The organism is Amycolatopsis vastitatis, from assembly GCF_002234595.1.
GTDB classification, from domain to species: Bacteria; Actinomycetota; Actinomycetes; order Mycobacteriales; family Pseudonocardiaceae; genus Amycolatopsis; species Amycolatopsis vastitatis.
On the sequence record NZ_NMUL01000007.1, the window covers coordinates 447,160 to 463,793 of the forward strand.

General features: G+C 73.3%; 16 protein-coding genes. 8 read left to right on the forward strand and 8 right to left on the reverse strand.

Annotated features, from left to right (window positions below):
• Positions 1-103 precede the first annotated feature (103 nt).
• The 4 genes from CF165_RS09340 to CF165_RS09355 all read right to left on the reverse strand — a co-directional run bounded on the left by CF165_RS09340 (position 104) and on the right by CF165_RS09355 (position 5,461).
• Positions 104-1,210: an SWIM zinc finger family protein gene (locus CF165_RS09340; RefSeq protein WP_093947026.1), complete on the reverse strand. Its 1,107-nt coding sequence runs from the start codon at positions 1,208-1,210 to the stop codon at positions 104-106.
• The gene (locus CF165_RS09345) at positions 1,207-3,681 is read right to left on the reverse strand and encodes an SCO1167/SCO6262 family helicase (RefSeq protein WP_205660800.1); all 2,475 of its coding nucleotides are present in this window, start codon (positions 3,679-3,681) and stop codon (positions 1,207-1,209) included. Before CF165_RS09345 ends, CF165_RS09340 begins: the two co-directional genes overlap by 4 nt.
• 71 nt (positions 3,682-3,752) lie before the next feature.
• Positions 3,753-4,535 (reverse strand): ABC transporter permease, encoded by a 783-nt coding sequence (locus CF165_RS09350; RefSeq protein WP_093947027.1) that lies wholly within the window; start codon positions 4,533-4,535, stop codon positions 3,753-3,755.
• On the reverse strand, positions 4,532-5,461 hold the full coding sequence (locus CF165_RS09355; protein ID WP_093947028.1) for an ATP-binding cassette domain-containing protein: 930 nt from the start codon (positions 5,459-5,461) through the stop codon (positions 4,532-4,534). The genes CF165_RS09350 and CF165_RS09355 overlap by 4 nt, the downstream gene beginning before the upstream one ends.
• Before the next feature lie 79 nt (positions 5,462-5,540).
• Here CF165_RS09355 and CF165_RS09360 point away from each other — a divergent pair, with 79 nt between their 5' ends.
• Positions 5,541-6,317, forward strand: a complete 777-nt coding sequence (locus tag CF165_RS09360) for a TetR/AcrR family transcriptional regulator (protein ID WP_093947029.1) — start codon at positions 5,541-5,543, stop codon at positions 6,315-6,317.
• On the opposite strand, the gene CF165_RS09365 is transcribed toward CF165_RS09360, so the two are convergent.
• On the reverse strand, positions 6,300-7,475 hold the full coding sequence (locus CF165_RS09365) for a cytochrome P450 family protein (RefSeq protein WP_093947030.1): 1,176 nt from the start codon (positions 7,473-7,475) through the stop codon (positions 6,300-6,302). The two genes, CF165_RS09360 and CF165_RS09365, sit on opposite strands and share 18 nt — an antisense overlap.
• Before the next feature lie 86 nt (positions 7,476-7,561).
• Between CF165_RS09365 and CF165_RS09370 the strand changes: the two genes are divergently transcribed.
• From CF165_RS09370 to CF165_RS09390, 5 genes are all read left to right on the forward strand, one after another.
• Positions 7,562-8,632 carry a TetR/AcrR family transcriptional regulator gene (locus tag CF165_RS09370; protein WP_093947031.1) on the forward strand — a complete coding sequence of 357 codons (1,071 nt, stop codon included), beginning with the start codon at positions 7,562-7,564 and terminating at the stop codon, positions 8,630-8,632.
• A gap of 20 nt (positions 8,633-8,652) precedes the next feature.
• Positions 8,653-9,924 carry an RNA polymerase sigma factor gene (locus CF165_RS09375; protein ID WP_439098494.1) on the forward strand — a complete coding sequence of 424 codons (1,272 nt, stop codon included), beginning with the start codon at positions 8,653-8,655 and terminating at the stop codon, positions 9,922-9,924.
• Between the two features lie 2 nt (positions 9,925-9,926).
• A complete protein-coding gene (locus CF165_RS09380; protein ID WP_093947033.1) occupies positions 9,927-10,262 on the forward strand; it encodes a YciI family protein in 336 nt (111 codons plus the stop codon).
• Positions 10,262-10,747 carry a GyrI-like domain-containing protein gene (locus CF165_RS09385; RefSeq protein WP_093947034.1) on the forward strand — a complete coding sequence of 162 codons (486 nt, stop codon included), beginning with the start codon at positions 10,262-10,264 and terminating at the stop codon, positions 10,745-10,747. The genes CF165_RS09380 and CF165_RS09385 overlap by 1 nt, the downstream gene beginning before the upstream one ends.
• Before the next feature lie 262 nt (positions 10,748-11,009).
• A complete protein-coding gene (locus CF165_RS09390) occupies positions 11,010-12,224 on the forward strand; it encodes an IS110 family RNA-guided transposase (RefSeq protein WP_093947035.1) in 1,215 nt (404 codons plus the stop codon).
• 10 nt (positions 12,225-12,234) lie between these two features.
• On the opposite strand, the gene CF165_RS09395 is transcribed toward CF165_RS09390, so the two are convergent.
• Entirely contained in the window at positions 12,235-12,687 is a 453-nt protein-coding gene (locus tag CF165_RS09395) for an anthrone oxygenase family protein (RefSeq protein WP_093947036.1), read from the reverse strand.
• A gap of 106 nt (positions 12,688-12,793) precedes the next feature.
• Between CF165_RS09395 and CF165_RS09400 the strand changes: the two genes are divergently transcribed.
• Entirely contained in the window at positions 12,794-13,726 is a 933-nt protein-coding gene (locus CF165_RS09400) for an AraC family transcriptional regulator (RefSeq protein ID WP_093947037.1), read from the forward strand.
• Between the two features lie 242 nt (positions 13,727-13,968).
• Here the strand turns inward: CF165_RS09400 and CF165_RS09410 are convergent, their stop codons facing one another.
• The gene (locus tag CF165_RS09410; protein ID WP_240521513.1) at positions 13,969-15,018 is read right to left on the reverse strand and encodes a hypothetical protein; all 1,050 of its coding nucleotides are present in this window, start codon (positions 15,016-15,018) and stop codon (positions 13,969-13,971) included.
• Positions 15,019-15,343: 325 nt separating this feature from the next.
• Here CF165_RS09410 and CF165_RS09415 point away from each other — a divergent pair, with 325 nt between their 5' ends.
• Positions 15,344-16,387, forward strand: a complete 1,044-nt coding sequence (locus CF165_RS09415) for a tyrosine-type recombinase/integrase (RefSeq protein WP_093947038.1) — start codon at positions 15,344-15,346, stop codon at positions 16,385-16,387.
• 1 nt (position 16,388) lies between these two features.
• Here CF165_RS09415 and CF165_RS09420 read toward each other — a convergent pair whose 3' ends face one another.
• Positions 16,389-16,613 carry a hypothetical protein gene (locus CF165_RS09420; RefSeq protein ID WP_093947039.1) on the reverse strand — a complete coding sequence of 75 codons (225 nt, stop codon included), beginning with the start codon at positions 16,611-16,613 and terminating at the stop codon, positions 16,389-16,391.
• Between the last annotated feature and the right edge of the window lie 21 nt (positions 16,614-16,634).

Below are 16,634 nucleotides of genomic sequence, written 5' to 3' on the forward strand. Positions count from 1 at the left end.
GAGGGACCCCGCGCGCCCGCACCCCCAGTGGCCCGGCGGAACCCGCCGTCAGGGAACAGGAGACAGCGGGGAGCGCACGGGATACCGGGAATACCGGCGGATTTCAGCCCAGCAGCAGGCCCGGATCGGTTTCCGGCGGGCCCGACGGCCACCACGAGTCCCCGCCGGACCGGTAGGGGTGCCAGCGGCCCCCGCGGTCCAGCCGCAGCTGCACCTCGCCGACCGTGCAGTGGTTGCGGTCGAACACCGGTTCGGCGTCCGTGACGTCGGCGAGTGCCGCCCGCGCGGCGGCCAGTGCCGCTTTCGGCGGGGTCCACGGCGTGTCGAGGACCTCCAGGCCCGCGCGTCCGCCGTAGGTCCAGGCCGCGACCGCCCGCGCGAAGTCCGCGCCCTCCCCGAGGCGGCCGGCCACCGCGGGGAATTCCGCGGCCAGGCGGACGGAGTCGGATCGCCGTCCCGGCCACGGCTCCCCCGAGAGCAGCGCCTTCGCCCGCCCCGCGGCGTTCGCGGCCAGCAGGGCGAAAGTCTCCGCGGGCACGCCGGGCGCGGCGGGAATCGACGGCACGCCCGCGGGCTCGAACCCGGCCAGATCCGGCAGCTCTCCCGGCGTGCGGGCCACGTCGAGGGGGTCCGTCCGCGGTGCGGTGCGGCTTTCCAGGGCCTCGCGGATCTCGCGTTCGCCCTTGCCCCGCATCAGCAACAGCACGAACGGGTCGACGTCCAGCAGCCACGACGCCTGGAAGGACAGCGCGGCCGCGTGGCGGCACGGCAGCTCCCAGCCCGGGCAGTCGCACTCCGGATCGAGGTCGCCGATCCCGGGCAGCAGGTGGACGCCGGTGTCGTCGGCCGCTTCGACCAGGTCGTGCGGCATGTCCCGGTCCAGCAGTGCCGCCAGGTGCCCGGCCCGTGAAGCGACCCGGTCCAGGAACCGCGTCCACTCGGCGTCGGACAGCTCAGCCAGCCGCAGCTCGGTCCGGTACGGGCCGCCGTCGACGTCGTCGACCACCGCCGCGATCCGGCCCGGGCTGACCGTGATCGGCCCGACCAGCCCGGCCGCGGCGTACCGGCGGCCCTGCTTGAGCTGCCGCAGGTCGAGCGCGGTGTCCTCCATCGCGCTCAGCCACGCCCGGCCCCACCACGACTTCGCGAAGCGTCCCCGCGCGCCGGCGGCCCCGAACGCGGGGAAGCCGCGTACCCGGTCGTCACTCATCCGCGGCTCCTCAGTTCCACGAGCTCCGCCAGCTCCGTGTCGGACAGTTCCGTCAGGGCCGCTTCGCCGCCGGCCAGGACCGCGTCGGCCAGCGCCCGTTTCTCCCGCAGCATCGCCGCGATCCGGTCCTCGACCGTGCCCTCGGCGACGAGCCGGTGCACCTGCACCGGCCGCGTCTGCCCGATCCGGTACGCCCGGTCGGTCGCCTGGTCCTCCACCGCCGGGTTCCACCAGCGGTCGAAGTGCACGACGTGGTCGGCGCGCGTGAGGTTCAGCCCGGTCCCGGCCGCCTTGAGCGACAGCAGGAACACCGGCACCTCGCCGTCCTGGAACCGGGTGACGAGTTCTTCGCGGCGGGCCACCGGCGTGCCGCCGTGCAGCAGCTGCGTCGCGATCCCGCGGGCGGCCAGGTGTTTCTCCAGCAGCCGCGCCATGGCGACGTACTGGGTGAAGACCAGCACCGCGCCGCCCTCGGCGAGGATCGTGTCCAGCAGCTCGTCGAGCAGCTCCAGCTTGCCCGAGCGGCCGCCGGGCTCTTTGAGGTACTGAGCCGGGTGGTTGCAGATCTGCTTCAGCGCGGTGAGCAGCTTGACGATCCGGCCACGCCGGGCCATGCCGTCGCTCGCGGCGATCTCGGCCATCATCTCCCGCACGACCGCCTCGTACAGCGCGACCTGGTCCGCGCTCAAGCCCACCGGCCGGTCGGTCTCGGTCTTCGCCGGCAGCTCCGGCGCGATCCCGGGATCGGACTTGCGGCGCCGCAGCAGGAACGGCCGCAGCAACCTGGCCAGCCGTTCCGCCGCGCCCGCGTCCCCGGCCTCGATCGGCTTCGCCCAGCGCGCCCGGAACTCGCTCAGCGACCCCAGCAGGCCCGGTGCCGTCCAGTCGAGGATCGCCCACAGCTCCGACAGCGTGTTCTCGACTGGCGTGCCGGTCAGCGCCACCCGCGCCGCCGCGGGCACCAGCCGCAACGCCTTCGCCGTGCCCGAGCGGTGATTCTTCACGTGCTGGGCCTCGTCGGCGACCAGCAACCCCCAGCGCACCCCCGCCAGCGGCGCGGGATCCGTGCGCAACGTGCCGTAGGTGGTCAGGACGAACCCGTCGAGGTGCTCGAGCGAGCGGGCGCTGCCGTGGAAGCGCCGCACCGGCACGCCGGGGGCGAAGCGGCGGATCTCGCGTTCCCAGTTGCCCAGCAGCGACGCCGGGCACACCACCAGGGTCGCACCCGAAGCCCGGTGCAGGTGCAGCGCGATCAGCGTGACCGTCTTGCCCAGCCCCATGTCGTCGGCGAGGCAGCCGCCGAGCCCGAGCCCGGTGACCGTGGCCAGCCACTGCAGCCCGCGCAGCTGGTAGTCCCGCAACGTCGCGGCCAGCCCGGCCGGGGGCGCCTGCGGTTCCGGCGGCTCGGCCAGCCGTTCCCGCAGCCGCGCCAGCCAGCCGTCGGTGACCACCTCGACGGGCTCTCCGTCGACTTCCGTGGTTCCCGACAGCACCGCGCCGAGTGCGTCGACCGGGGTCAGCGGCTTCAGCGTCCGCTCCCTGGCCTTCGCCGCCAGCGCCGGATCGACCAGGACCCACCGGTCCCGCAGCCGCACCACCGGACGGCGGGCCTCGGCGAGCGCGTCCAGCTCCGCCTCGGTCAGCACCTCACCGCCGAGGGCGAGCTGCCAGTCGAACGCCAAGGCCCGCCCGCCGCCGAAGAACGACGGCAGGTCACCCGGGGTGTCCCCGGCCCGGACGACGGCACGGGCGGTCAGCGACCCCGCCAGCTCGGCCGGCCAGTGCACGTCGATCCCGGCCGCCGCCAGCCGCGGCGCCGCGGTGGCGACCAGCTCGGTCACGTCGTCCTCGCCGAGCGCCAGTTCGTCCGGCACCGCCGAGGTCAGCAGCGGGCCCAGCGCCGGCCACACCTGCGCGGCCCGGCGCAAGGCCAGCACGACGTCGATGCGGGCCCGCGGCCCGAACCGCCCGGTCTCCCACAGTTGCGCCGCGTCGGCGACCTGGCCCGGCTCGGCGAGGCTGTGCACCTGCACCACGGCGTGGAAGCGGCCTGCCGCGAACCCCTCCGGCGCTTCCACCCGCAGCGACACCCGGATGCCCGAGTCCAGGCCGGCGGCCAGCTCGTCCGCCCAGTCACGCAGGGAATCCGCGCGCTGCGGCGCCACCGCGGCGAACAACCGCGTCCCGGCCGCCTTCGCCGCGGCAGGCGTGCGCGGCAGCGTGTCGGCGACGGCGTCGAGGAACGCCCGCAGCAGCGGGCCCGGCGCACGGCCGTCCGGGGGCATCGCCGCGGCGAGGTCCCGCAGCCACGCGGCTTCGGCCGGTTCGAGGGGACCGACGCGCCAGGCGTCGTGCCCGGCCTCGGTGACCCCCGGCAGCAGCCGTCCCGCCGCCACCAGCCGCAGCGCGGCCTTCGCCGCGGTCGCCCAGAACGCGTCGGCGCCGCCCAGCAGCTCCGGCAGACCGTCCACAATGGAGAGATCGCGGCCGTCGACGCGCAGGCGTCCCGCCCGCGGTGGTTCGCCCGGTTCGAAGTGGACGTTCAGTTCCCCAGCCTCCCGTATCGGCGCACGGACAACGGCACGAACACCGCGAGCAGCACCAGCGGCCAGAGCACCGCCATGAGCACCGGGTGCGTGCTCACCCAGGAGTCCCCGGCGGCTCCGGGGTTGCCGAACAGCACCCGCGCCGCGGTCACCGTGGAGGACAACGGGTTCCACTCCGCCACGGTTCCCAGCCAGGCCGGCATCGTCGCGGTCGCCACGAACGCGCTCGAGAGGAACCCGAACGGGAACTCCAGCGTCTGCGCGAGCGTCACCATCGACGGGTCCGAGGTCAGCAGGCCCAGGGAGATCCCGGCCCACACCAGCGCCGTCCGCAGCAGGAGCAGCAACCCCAGCGCGGCGAGGGTTTCGCCGAGGCTGCCGTGCGGGCGCCAGCCGACCGCGTAGCCGCAGCCCACCAGCACCGCCAAGGCGAGCACCGCGTTCGCCAGGTCCGCGGCCACCCGCCCGGTCAGCACCGCCGACGGCGCCATCGGCAGCGACCGGAACCGGTCGGTGACGCCCTTGGCCGCGTCGTCCAGCACCGCGATCATCGTCCCCGACAACCCGAACGCCATCGTCATCGCGAACATCCCCGGCATCAGGAACTCGCGGTAGGAACCGCCGCCGGGCACGCTCATCCCGCCGCCGAGCAGGTAGGCGAAGATCAGCACCATCAGGATCGGGAACGCCACCACGGTGGCCAGCCGGGCCGGCCGCCGCGCCAGCTGCGCCAGATAACGCTGTGCCATCGTCCAGCCGTCTTCGATCGTCCACCTCATCGCGCCACCTTTCCGGTCAGCTCCAGGAAGACTTCGTCCAGCGTCGGGTGCCGCAGGGCCACGTCGGCGACCGCCAGTTCGGTCGCCGCCAGCTCGCGGACGAGGTCGGTCAGCATCGATGGCTCGGCCGGTGCGCTCACCTTCAGTTCCTCGGTGGCCGGCGCCGCTCCGGTGACCCGGGCGAGCAGTGCCGCCGCCGCGCCGAGGGTGTCCGGATCGGTCAGCACCAGCTCGATCCGGGTCGCGTTCAGGGAACCCTTCAGCTCGGCCGGGGTGCCTTCGGCGATCACCCGGCCGTGCTCCACCAGCGAGATCCGGTCGGCCAGCCGATCGGCCTCCTCCAGGTACTGCGTCGTGAGCAGCACCGTCGTCCCGTCCGCGACCAGGGACCGCACCGCCCGCCAGACCTCGGTGCGGCTGCGCGGGTCCAGCCCGGTCGTCGGCTCGTCGAGGAACAGCACCCGCGGCGCGGCCAGCAGTGAGGCGGCCAGGTCCAGCCGTCGCCGCATCCCGCCGGAGTACGCCGAAACCGGCTTCGAGCCGGTGTCCGCCAGGCCGAAGCGTTCCAGCAGGTCGTCGGCGCGGCGCACCGCCTCCCGGCGGCCCAGGTGGTGCAGCCGCCCGAAGAGGATCAGGTTCTGCCGCCCCGACAGGATTTCGTCGACGGCGGCCTGCTGGCCGACCAGCCCGATCGCCGAGCGAACCTTCGCCGGCTGGGCCGCCACGTCGAACCCGGCCACCCGCGCGACGCCGCCGTCGTGGCGCAGCAGCGTGGACAGCACGCGCACGGCCGTCGTCTTGCCCGCGCCGTTGGGTCCCAGCAGGCCGCACAGCATGCCGGCCGGGACGGAGAGATCGAACCCGTCGAGGGCGAAAGCGTCGCCGTAGCGCTTGCGAAGCCCCTCGGCGTGGATCTGCGGAGTCATCCTGCCCCCAAACTCTGTACTGTGTACGGAGAAGAGGTTAGCACAACTCTGTACGTTGTACGGAAAACAGGTGGGCAGAATGGCCGGCGTGAGCACGCAGGAGAACGGCGACGGCGACCCCCGGCGGGCGATCGAGCTGCTCTGGGGCGTCTCGGCACCCCCGCGCCGCGGCCCGAAACCCAAGCTGACCACGGCCGACGTCGTGCGGGCGGCCGTCACCGTGGCCGACGCCGACGACATCGAAGCCGTCACCATCCGCCGCGTCGCCGAGCAGCTCGGCGTCTCCCCCATGTCGCTCTACACCTACGTGCCCGGCCGCGCCGAGCTGCTCGACCTGATGATCGACCACGCTCACGGCGAGCTGCCGGAGCCCGGGGAAGGGCTCGGATGGCGCGCCGCGCTGACTGCGATCGCCGAAGCCCAGTGGGCGCTGTTCCACCGCCACCCCTGGCTGCTGCAGGTCACCACCAGCCGCTCGGCGCTGGGCCCGAACAGCTTCGCCAAGTACGAGCGTGAGCTGCGGGCGGTCGAGGGCATCGGCCTCGGCGACGTCGAGATGGACGCCGTGGTCAGTGTCGTCACCGGCCTGGTCCGGGCCACCGCGCGCAGCTCGCTCGACAACGCCCGCCTCGTCCGCTCCAGCGGCATGACCGACGCCCAGTGGTGGGAGCGCGCCGCGCCGGTCCTGGCCGGCATCCCGGCCGCCGACGCGGCGCACTACCCGATCTCCTCGCGGGTCGGCCAAGCTGCCGGTGAGGCCCACAACGCCGCCGAGAACCCGGCCTACGCCTTCCGCTTCGGCCTCGCCCGCGTCCTCGGCGGGATCGAAGTGCTCGTGTCAGAGCGTCAGCAGTAACCGCGCCGGACGCCAGGTCCCGCCGTCGGGGGCCCGGGGGACGTCCTCGGCGAGCGCCAGGTCCGGGAAGCGCGCGAAGAGCGACGACAACGCCACCTCGGTCTGCACCCGCGAAATCGAAGCACCCAGGCAGAAGTGCGGCCCGTGCGAGAACCCCAGCTGCGGCGGCCCGGAGCGGGTGACGTCGAAGCGGTCCGGGCCGGCGAACGCCCGCGGGTCGCGGTCGGCGGCCACCATCGCCGCCGTCACCCGCTCGCCCTTCCGGATGAGCTCCCCGTCGATCTCGACGTCCTCGCGCGCGAACCGCGGCGTGGTCAGCAGCTGCGGGCTGCACCAGCGCATCAGCTCCTCGACCGCACCCGGCCACAACCCGGCGTCCGCGCGCAGCAGGTCCAGCTGGTCCGGGTGCCGCAGCAGCACTTCGACGGCGTTGGCAATGAGGTTCACCGGCGTCTGCCCGCCCAGGACCAGGTGCCAGACCAGGGTGACCAGCTCGGTGTCGGTGAGCCGGTCACCGTCCTCGGCCTGGGCCCGCACCAGGTCGCCGACGAGGTCGTCACCCGGCTCGGCCCGGCTGCGCGCCACCGCCTCCTTGGCGCCCTCGATGATCGCCGGGATCGCCCCGGCGAAGTCTGGGCCCATCCCGCTCGCGACGGCAGCGCCGTACTCGCGCCAGCGCGGCCGGTCGGTCCCGGGAATGCCGACCAGCTCGCAGATGACGTCGATCGGCAGCGGCCGCGCGAAGTGCGGTACCAGGTCGACGACGCCGTCTTCGGCGTGCTGGGGCAGCTCGTCGAGCAGCTCGCCGGTGATCGCCTCCAGCCGGGGCCGCAGCTGGGCGGCCCGCTTCGGCGTGAACGCCGGGGCGACCAGCCGCCGCAGCCGCAGGTGCTCCGGCCCATCCTTCTCGGACATCGTCTCCAGGTACGCCAGGCAGTGCTCCGGGATGCCGGGCGGGCGCAGGAAGCTGCCGGAGTTCACCTCGAACCGGGGATCGGTCAGCATCGCGCGCGCTTCCGCGTAGCGGGTCACGGCCCAGAACGGGCCGAAACCGGGGATGACCAGCTTGGCCACCGCGCTGACTTCCCGCGCCTGGTCGTAGGCGGTGAACGGGTCGGTGAGCACCTTCATGTCGGTCAGGTCGATCTCGGGGGTCATCCACCACTCCAGATGTTCAAATCAGATGTTCTTATCATCTCAGTGGTCACGGTATCTTGATCCGCGACGCCGGGGCAAGGAGGACGATGGTCAGGCTCAGCAGGGCGCAGACCCAGGAACGCAACCGCGCGAAGGTGCTCGCCGCGGCCCGGGACGAGTTCGCCCGCCGCGGCTTCCGCGAGGCCAAGGTCGACGTCATCGCCGAACGCGCCGAGCTCACCCGCGGCGCGGTCTACTCCAACTTCCCCGGCAAACGGGCCCTGTACTTCGCCGTCCTGGCCGACCTCGCCGAACGCGCCCCCCGGCACGCCACCCCGCCGCCGGACCCGAGTGCCGCCGACGTCCTGGCCGCGTTCGCCCGCGCCTGGGTCGCCCGGCTCCCCCTCGCCACCGACAGCGACAGCGACGACGCCCGCCTCGCCCGCGACCTGCTCCCGGAAATCCTCGCCGACGAGCACACCCGCCTCCCCTTCTCGCAGCTCATGCGGGTCGAGGCGATCCTGCTCGGGCTCGCCCTCGAACGCCTCCGCCCGGGACGGCGCCTCGTCCGGGTCGCCGAAGCCGCCCTCACCACGCTGCACGGCGCGAGCCAGCTCGCCGCCGCCGCGCCCGGCTTCGGCGAGCCGTTCCACGTCGTCACCGCGTGCGCCGCGCTCCTGGACCTCGGCCTGAGCGACGGCTGGCCGGCCGAACCCCCGATCACCACCCAGGCCCGGCCCGCCGGCGACCCGTGGCACCCACCGGCGGCGACCGACCTGCTGACCGGCGAGACCGTGCGTCCCGGCGACGGCGTCGTCACCGTCCTCGGCCTGCACCGCGCGTCGGCGTTCGAGGAAGCCGTCCGCGCCGGCGCGGACGTCACCGCCGTGCTCGTCACCAGCGACCCCGGCGAACTCGCCCCGCTGACCCGGCTCGCCGTCGCCGACCTGCGCAGCTGCCTCGACCAGGCGATCGCCCCACCCGTACGGCCACGGCTGCGGATCATCTGCGACGCCGGGGGCGAACTCGCCGCGGCCGCCGGCGTCACCGCGGTCAGCGACGCCACCGAAACCGCCGTCCGCGTCGAAGGCGGCCGGATCGTCGCCCGCGCCGAAGGCTTCGGCGCGTGTCACGCGGCGGCTGTCGGTTCGGCCTCCGGCCGTTCGTCGGGTGGGTGAACCGGCCGGGAGGAGGAGTGGTGGCAGACGTCGAGACCGCGGTCGCCGAAGCGTTCCGCGAGGAGTGGGGCCAGGTCGTGGCCACGCTCATCCGGATCACCGGCGACTGGGACCTCGCCGAGGAGTGCGCCCAGGAAGCCTTCGCCCTCGCCCTGCGCACCTGGCCCCGCGACGGTGTCCCGCAACGGCCCGGCGCCTGGCTCACCACCACCGCCCGCAACCGCGCCACCGACCGGATCCGCCGCGAATCCCTCGGCGCCGCCAAGCTCCGGGAGGCCACCCTCGTGCCCGAACCCGACGAACCCGAACCCGATGACAGCGGCGTCACCGACGACCGGCTGCGGCTCATCTTCACCTGCTGCCACCCCGCGCTGGCCACCGAAGCCCAGGTCGCGCTCGCCCTGCGCACCCTCGCCGGGCTGTCCACCGCCGAGATCGCCCGCGCCTTCCTCGTCCCCGAAGCCACCATGTCCCAGCGGCTCGTGCGGGTGAAACGCAAGATCCGCCACGCCCGCATCCCCTACCGCGTGCCCCCCGCGCACCTGCTGCCCGAACGCACCGCCGCCGTGCTCGGCGTGCTGTACCTGACGTTCAACGAGGGCTACTCCGCCAGCACCGGACCGGACCTGCTCCGCCCCGACCTCGCCGCCGAAGCCGTCCGCCTCACCCGCGTCCTCGCCCAGCTGATGCCCGACGAACCCGAGGTTCTCGGCCTGCTCGCCCTGGTGCTGCTCCAGCACGCCCGCCGGGCCACCCGCGTCGACGCCGGCGGCGTCCTCGTCCCGCTCGAAGAACAGGACCGCACCCGCTGGGACGCGGGCGAAATCGCCGAAGGCACCCGGATCCTCGAGACCGCCCTGCGGCGCCGCCGGCCGGGGCCGTACCAGATCCAGGCCGCCATCGCCGCCTGCCACGCCACCGCCGCCCGTCCAGGCGACACCGACTGGCCCCAGATCGCCGGCCTCTACGACGAGCTGCGCAAGTTCGTCCCCAGCGCGGTCGTCGAACTCAACCGGGCCATCGCGGTCGGCATGGCCGACGGCCCCGAAGCCGGGCTCGCCCTGCTCGACGAACTGCCGCTCGAGGGCTACCACCTGCTGCCGGCCACGCGTGCCGACTTCCTCCGCCGCCTCGGCCGTCACGCCGAAGCCGCGCACTGGTACGCCCACGCCCGCGACCTCGCCGGCACCGACGCCGAGCGCACCTACCTCACGCGAAGAATCTCGGAGGTCGTGTCGGTCGCGGGCGATCCCGCTCGTCGGCAGGATGAACCCCGACCGGAAGGACGCTGACCATGCAGTACCTGCTGATGATCTGCGGCGACGAAACCGCCGCGGACCACCGCGACGACGGCTGCGGCGGCTGGAGCGAAGACCTGGAACGCCGCGGCAAGATCCGCGGCGGCGGCGGTCTCCGCCCGCCGACCGAGGCGACGACGATCCGCGTGCGCGACGGCGAAGTCCTGCTCACCGACGGGCCGTTCACCGAAGCCAAGGAACAGATCGGCGGCTTCGTCATCCTCGACTGCGCCGACCTCGACGAAGCCCTCGAACTCGCGGCCCGCCACCCCGCCGCGACCTACGGCAGCATCGAGGTCCGCCCGATGCTCGGCCCCGAGGACTTCGCCTGATGCCCGCCATCGTCGAACGCCCCGCCCAGCGCTACGTCGCCGAGCGCGCCACCCTCGGCATTCCGGACTTCCCGCGGATCGCCGACCGGCTGCCACCCCTCATCGGCACCCTCACCGCCCAGGGCATCGCCCTGGCGGGAGCACCGTTCTTCCGCTACCGCGTGCTGCACCCCGGAATGCGGTTCACCGTCGAAGCCGGCGTCCCCATCGAGGGCGAATTCGCCCCCGAGGAGCCGGTCTTCCTCGACGAGCTCCCGGCGGGGAAGTACGTCCTCGACACCTACGTCGGCGCGCCCGACGGCCTGGTCGCGGCGACCGGGACGGTCCTCGCGTGGGGCGCCGCCGAAGGCATCACGTGGGACCGCACCGACGGCCCGGACGGCGAGGAGTGGGGCTGCCGCCTGGAAGTGCTGCGCACCAACCCCCTCGAGGTGCCGGACCCCACGCAGTGGGTCACCGACCTGCTCTTCCGCGTCGCAGGCTGACCCTCACTGGTGGACGTTGGGGGTGGACAGGCGTATGCGTCTGTCTGCACCCCGGGTCTGCCGGGTCACTGCCGGGCTGACCGAGTCGCCCTGTGGGGATGACCTGGCTGAGAGTTGCGGGGCCTGGTGGCCCGGGACGTGCAGATCGGCCATAGGGCTTTGCGCCAAGGCTTGCCGGCCTGGAGCGCCTCAGTGAGCGACCGACCGTCACGTCCCGGACCGGAGTGCTTGATTTCCGTGGGCTGACGGAAAGGAGCACACCATGGAGGCTACGCCCGCGTTCGCCGGAATCGACTGGTCCTGGCACCACCACGCCGTCTGCATCGTCGATGCCACCGGGCACCGGATCGAGCAAGCCACGCTCGCCCACTCCCGAGCCGGCCTGGGCAAGATCACCGCACTGTTGTCCCGGCATGGCGTTGTCCGGGTCGGGATCGAGCGCGGGGACGGACCCGTGGTCGAGCACCTGCTCCGAGACGGCTTCGAGGTCGTGGTCATCTCGGCCCGGCAGGTCGGCTCACTGCGGGCCCGTTACGGCAGCGCCGGCAACAAGGACGACCGGTTCGACGCCTTCGTCCTGGCCGATGCCCTGCGCACCGACGCCGGCCGCTGGGCCATCGTGCACCCCGACGGCGAGGACACCGTCGCGCTGCGGATGCTGGTCCGCGCGCGCCATGACCTGATCAACCACCGGATCGCGGTGCACAACCAGCTGCTGGCCGTGCTGCAGCACCACTTTCCCGGGGCTATCGGCCTGTTCAGCCAGCTCGACCTGCCGATCAGCCTGACATTCCTGCGCCGCTTCCCCTCCGAAGCCAAGGCGGCCTGGCTGTCCCCCTCGAGAATGGCGCACTGGCTCAAAGCCAACAGCTACAGCGGCCGCCACAGCGCTGCCGAGTTGACCGCCCACCTGCGCGACGCCGTCACCGGACGCACCACCGGGCCCGCAGCCGAGGTGGGCGAGGTCATCGTGGGCACCCTGGTCGACCTGCTCAGCCGCCTCCGCAGCCGGCAAGCCGATCTTGAGACGCGCATCAAAGAAGCGCTGCTGGCCCACCCCGACGGACCGATCTTCCAGTCCTTGCCCCGGGCCGGCACCGTCCGCGCTGCGACCCTGCTCGCCGAGATCGGTGACTGCCGCGCCCGGTTCCCCGACCCGCAAGCACTGGCCGCCGCCGCCGGGGTCGCGCCCTCGACCCGCCAATCCGGCAAACACCGCACCGTCACCTACCGCCGCGGCTGCAACAAACAGCTCCGCGCCGCCCTCATCGACTGGGCACAAGACACCCCACGCGCCAACGCCTGGGCCCACTACACCTACTACCGAGCCCGCCACCGCGGCTGCCGACACCCCCACGCAGCACGGATCCTGGCCCAAGCCTGGACCAGGATCCTCTGGCGCTGCTGGCACGACCACCAGCCCTACAACCCCGACCTACACGGCCAACTCAACACCCTCCACCAACAGGCCGCTTGACATAGGGCTCTCAGCCGCGCCTGGTCAGCAGGGCGGCCACCAGGCAGCCGAAGCCCGCCGTGCTGACCAGCGCGCGCAGGACGTTCCAGCGCACCCACACCGTCTCGAACTGCGCACGCACGGCCGCGTAGTCGTCGCCGCCCTTGTCCAGCGCGTTGTTCAGCGGGATGTTCACCGCCCCGGTGATCACCACCATCGCCACCAGGAACGCGAACCCCGCGATCACCCACGGCCGCGGCCCCGGGTTCAGGAACACCGCCACGCCCGCCAGCAGCGGCGCGCCCAGGAACGTCAGCATGAACACCGGGTTGATGATCGCGACGTTGATCCCGCGCATCCCCTCGACGAACGTCTTGTCGTCGCCGCGCGCCAGTCCCGGCATCACCGAGCAGGCGTAGGCGTAGAACAACCCGGCGATCAACCCCGCCGCGACCACTGCGGCCACCAGAACCACCGTCGACATCGGTTTCCCCCTTGTCGTTGTCATGGCCCTGAGTCAAGCGCGTCCCGTCGAGACTCTCCATAGCTCAAAGCCGCGATCGCATGTTTCAGCGTCTACAGTCGGCCACATGGATCCGCTTGCCGCCCTGCTCGACGGCCCCCGCGCGCACGGTGCGTTCCTGCTCCGGTCGGTGCTGACCCCGCCGTGGTCGCTGCGCATCGAGGACCGGGCGCCCCTCACGGTCGTCTCGGTGGTGCGCGGCGAAGCGTGGATCGTGCCCGACGCCGGCGAAGGCGTCCTGATGAGCGAAGGAGACATCGCGATCGCGCGCGGCCCCGATCCGTACCTGGTCGCCGACCAGCCCTCGACCCCGCCGCAAGCACTCATCCTGCCCGGCCAGGAGTGCCGCACCCCCGACGGCGGCCACCTCACCGCGTTCGCCCACGTCGGCGTCCGCACCTGGGGCCACGGCACCGACGGCCCGGTCGTGCTGCTCACCGGCACCTACGGCATGGAAGGCGAGCTGAGCAAGCGGCTCCTCGCCGCCCTGCCTGCGTTGATCGTCCTGCCCGCGGCCGAGTGGCCCACCCCGCTCGCCGGGCTGCTCGCCACCGAGATCGGCAAGGACGTGCCGGGGCAGGAAGCCGTCCTCGACCGGCTGCTGGACCTGCTGCTGATCGCCGCCCTGCGGACCTGGTTCGACCGCCCGGACAGCGGCGCCCCCGCCTGGTACCGCGCCCACGACGACCCGGTCGTCGGCCACGCCCTGCGGCTGCTGCAGCACCAGCCCGCCGAGCCGTGGACGGTCGCCAAGCTCGCGGCCGACACCGGCGTCTCCCGCGCCGCACTGGCCCGCCGGTTCGCGGCCGCGGTCGGCGAACCCCCGATGGCCTACCTCACCGGGTGGCGCCTCGCGCTCGCCGCGGACCTGCTGCGCCAGCACCCCGACGCCACGATCGGCTCGATCGCCCACCAGGTCGGCTACGGCAGCGCCTTCGCCCTCAGCACGGCCTTCAAGCGCGAGTTCGGCGTCAGCCCCCACCACTACCGCACGGCCTGACCCTCCGCGTCCTTCGCGCGGTCACCGGGAAAGCCGGGCTGAGCGGCCCGCGCATGATCTCTTATCCAGCTTGGAACGAACCTCCCCTTCTTCGCGCACCGGGCGGGTGTGGACCGCGCACGAGCCGCTCCACCAGCGCCCTCCGTGTCCGGTCACCCAAGGCGCGGAACACCAGGTCCAGCGACTCCTCATGGTTAAGCATGTACTTAAGTCAGCCGCGAACGGCGACAACAGTCAAGTAGTTACTTAAGCATTGCGGCGACGTCGTCGGGCAGCGTGATCTCGGGAATGTCCCGCAGGACGTCGATCACCCTGGTCGCCGCCCGTTCGGCGGCGTCGGCCCGGGCCGTGCAGGCGCGAAGTTCGGCACCGAGGCCCGTGGTGGTCTCGTGCATCGACCGGACGGTCTGTTCGTGCGCCGCCTGCAACTCGGCCAGCCGCTGGTCGAAGGCGGCGCGCAGCCGCTCGGTGTCCGCCCGGGCCCGCTCGAGCGCGCCCTCGTGAGCCGCGGTCGCCTTGGCGAGTCCTTCGCGGGCCTCGTCGAGACGTCCGGTGGCCGAATCGGCCCGAGCCTCAGCCGCTTCGGCCCGGGCCACGGCAGCCAAACCGCGCCCGCGTTCTTCGTCGAGAGCGGCGCGGACGGCCGCGAGTTCGGCGGTCAGGGTGGCCACCACCGCGGCCCGCTCGCCGGCCAGCGCCGCCGCGGCCTCGGCCCGCTCGCCGACCCGGGCCAGCTCGTCGCGGACCGCGGCCAGCCGGCCTTCCGCGCGTTGCTGCTCCTGCGCGGCCGCTCGCCGGGCGGCGCGCTCGGCGTCCCGCTCCCGGATCGCCGCGGCCTTCTCCTTCTCGGCGATCCCCGCGGCTTCGGCGGCTTCGTCGGCGATCTCCCGGGCCCGGGCCGCGTCGGCTTCGGCCAGGCCACGCTGACGGCGGTGCTCGTCGGCCTCGGCCAGCGCCGCATCTCGCTCCCCGAGCGCGGCCGCGGTCGTCGCCTCGAGCTGGTGGCGCAGTGTCGTGAGTGTCTCGACGAGCCCGCGCGCCGGTTCGAGCACCCGGTCCACCTGACCGGCCAGAGCTGTGACGGCCGTGTCGTCGAGCTCGGTGTCGCTCTCCCGCAGCGATTCGGCGTCCGCCAGGACGGCCTCGGCGTCCCGGCAGCTGAGGTTCCGCCGGCCCCAGGTCTTCCCGTCCTGGCAGAACCGGGCCCGGCTGCCCCGGCCCACCGCGGGCGGCAGCGGCGCCCCGCACCTCCGGTACTCGCAAACCCGGATCTGACCAGCGTCTTCCGTCATGATCGGCACCCTATCAAAGCTTCTGATCATAACTAGATTCATCTGTTCGAAATCAGAAGATTTCCAGTGGCTGCTCTGGGTTTGGATAAGGTCACATATCCAAACCCAGGACACCCGGAAGCCGCAGATGGCGCCTCAAAAACTAGGAGGGGTCCTCGACGCCTCGCCGAAGGCCGCCGGGTGTACGCGGACGGCCGCACCGGGAGCGGCGCGAAGTTCGAGTCGTTCCCGGCGCGCCGCACATCCAGACGCCGGAGCGGCCCGGTGGCCGACGCCCTGGCCGGCTTCCGGCCCGCGGAGATCGACATCCCGTACCCTTCGGCGCGTGCCCGAGCTCGAACCGGTGACCGACGCCGCCCTGGCGGCCGCGAGCCCGCAGGAGCGGCTCGCCCTGCTCGACGAGGCCGCAGCCCGGCACGTCGACGGGCAACGGCCGCCGAACACGCTCAAGGCCTACGCCCAGGACTGGCAGGTATGGCAGGACTACACCGCCGAAACCGGGATCCCGCCGCTGTCGGCGTCGATCGGCGCGCTGACCGGGTTCGTCGTGTGGCTCGAGCGGGGGCGCACCCTGCGTCCGGACGAACGCGCCGTGCCCGAAGTGCCCGAACGGGCCGCCCCGGCCGCGCCGTCGACGATCGAACGGCGGCTGACCGGGGCGCTCGCCGGGTTGCGGCACCACAAGGTCGTCGTCGATCCCGAAGCCGGCCGCGCCGCCTGGCGGGCGTTGAAGGGGTACCGGCAGCGGCTGGCCCGGGAGGGGATCCAGCGTGGCCGCGGCAAGGCCACCATGGTCACCCTCGCCGATCTGCGGGCGATGTCCCGAGCCTGTCCGGACACGCTCGCCGGCGCGCGCGACCGGGCGATGCTGCTCATCGGGTTCCCGATCGCCGCACGCTGCTCGGATCTGGCGAACTTGCTGGTCACCGACGTCGAGCCGGTGGACGACCGGGGCCTGGCGGTGACTGTGCGGCAGGGCAAGAGCACCGGTGACATGGTCGTCCCCCGGCGCGACAGCCCCGACACCGACCCGGTGCGGGCGTGGCACGCGTGGCGCTCCGGGGCCGGGATCACCGAGGGGCCCGCGTTCCGCCGGGTCGATCGGCACGGCAACGTCGGCGTGCCCGCGCTCAGCACGACCGGCGTCAACCAGATCCTCACCCGGGCCGGCGTCCGCGCGGGCCTGCCGTACCCGGTGACCGGGCACTCCCTGCGGTCCGGGTTCGCCACCGAGGCGCGCCGGGCCGGCGCCGACGACCTCGCGATCGCCGACCAGGGCCGCTGGGTGCGCGGCAGCCGTGCCCTCTACGAGTACATCCGCCGGGTCGACCAGTGGAACGACAACGCGGCCGGCGTGCTCGATCTCTGAGTCACAAGACCGGCCGCGCGCGGGTGGCGCCGACGACTTCGCCGTCGAGGCGGGCGAGCCAGCTGCCGCAGACGCAGCGCACGTAGTCGAGCCGGCGGGAGACGGGCCGGGCCGCGGACGCCGGCAGTTCGGCGAGCGGCCAGCCGCAGCGGGGGCAGTGATTCCCGAGTGCGGCTGTGTTCTCGAGTGCGGCGGAGTTCTCGAGTGCGGCGGGGTTCCGGTCCATGCCACGATCGTGCTGTAATGG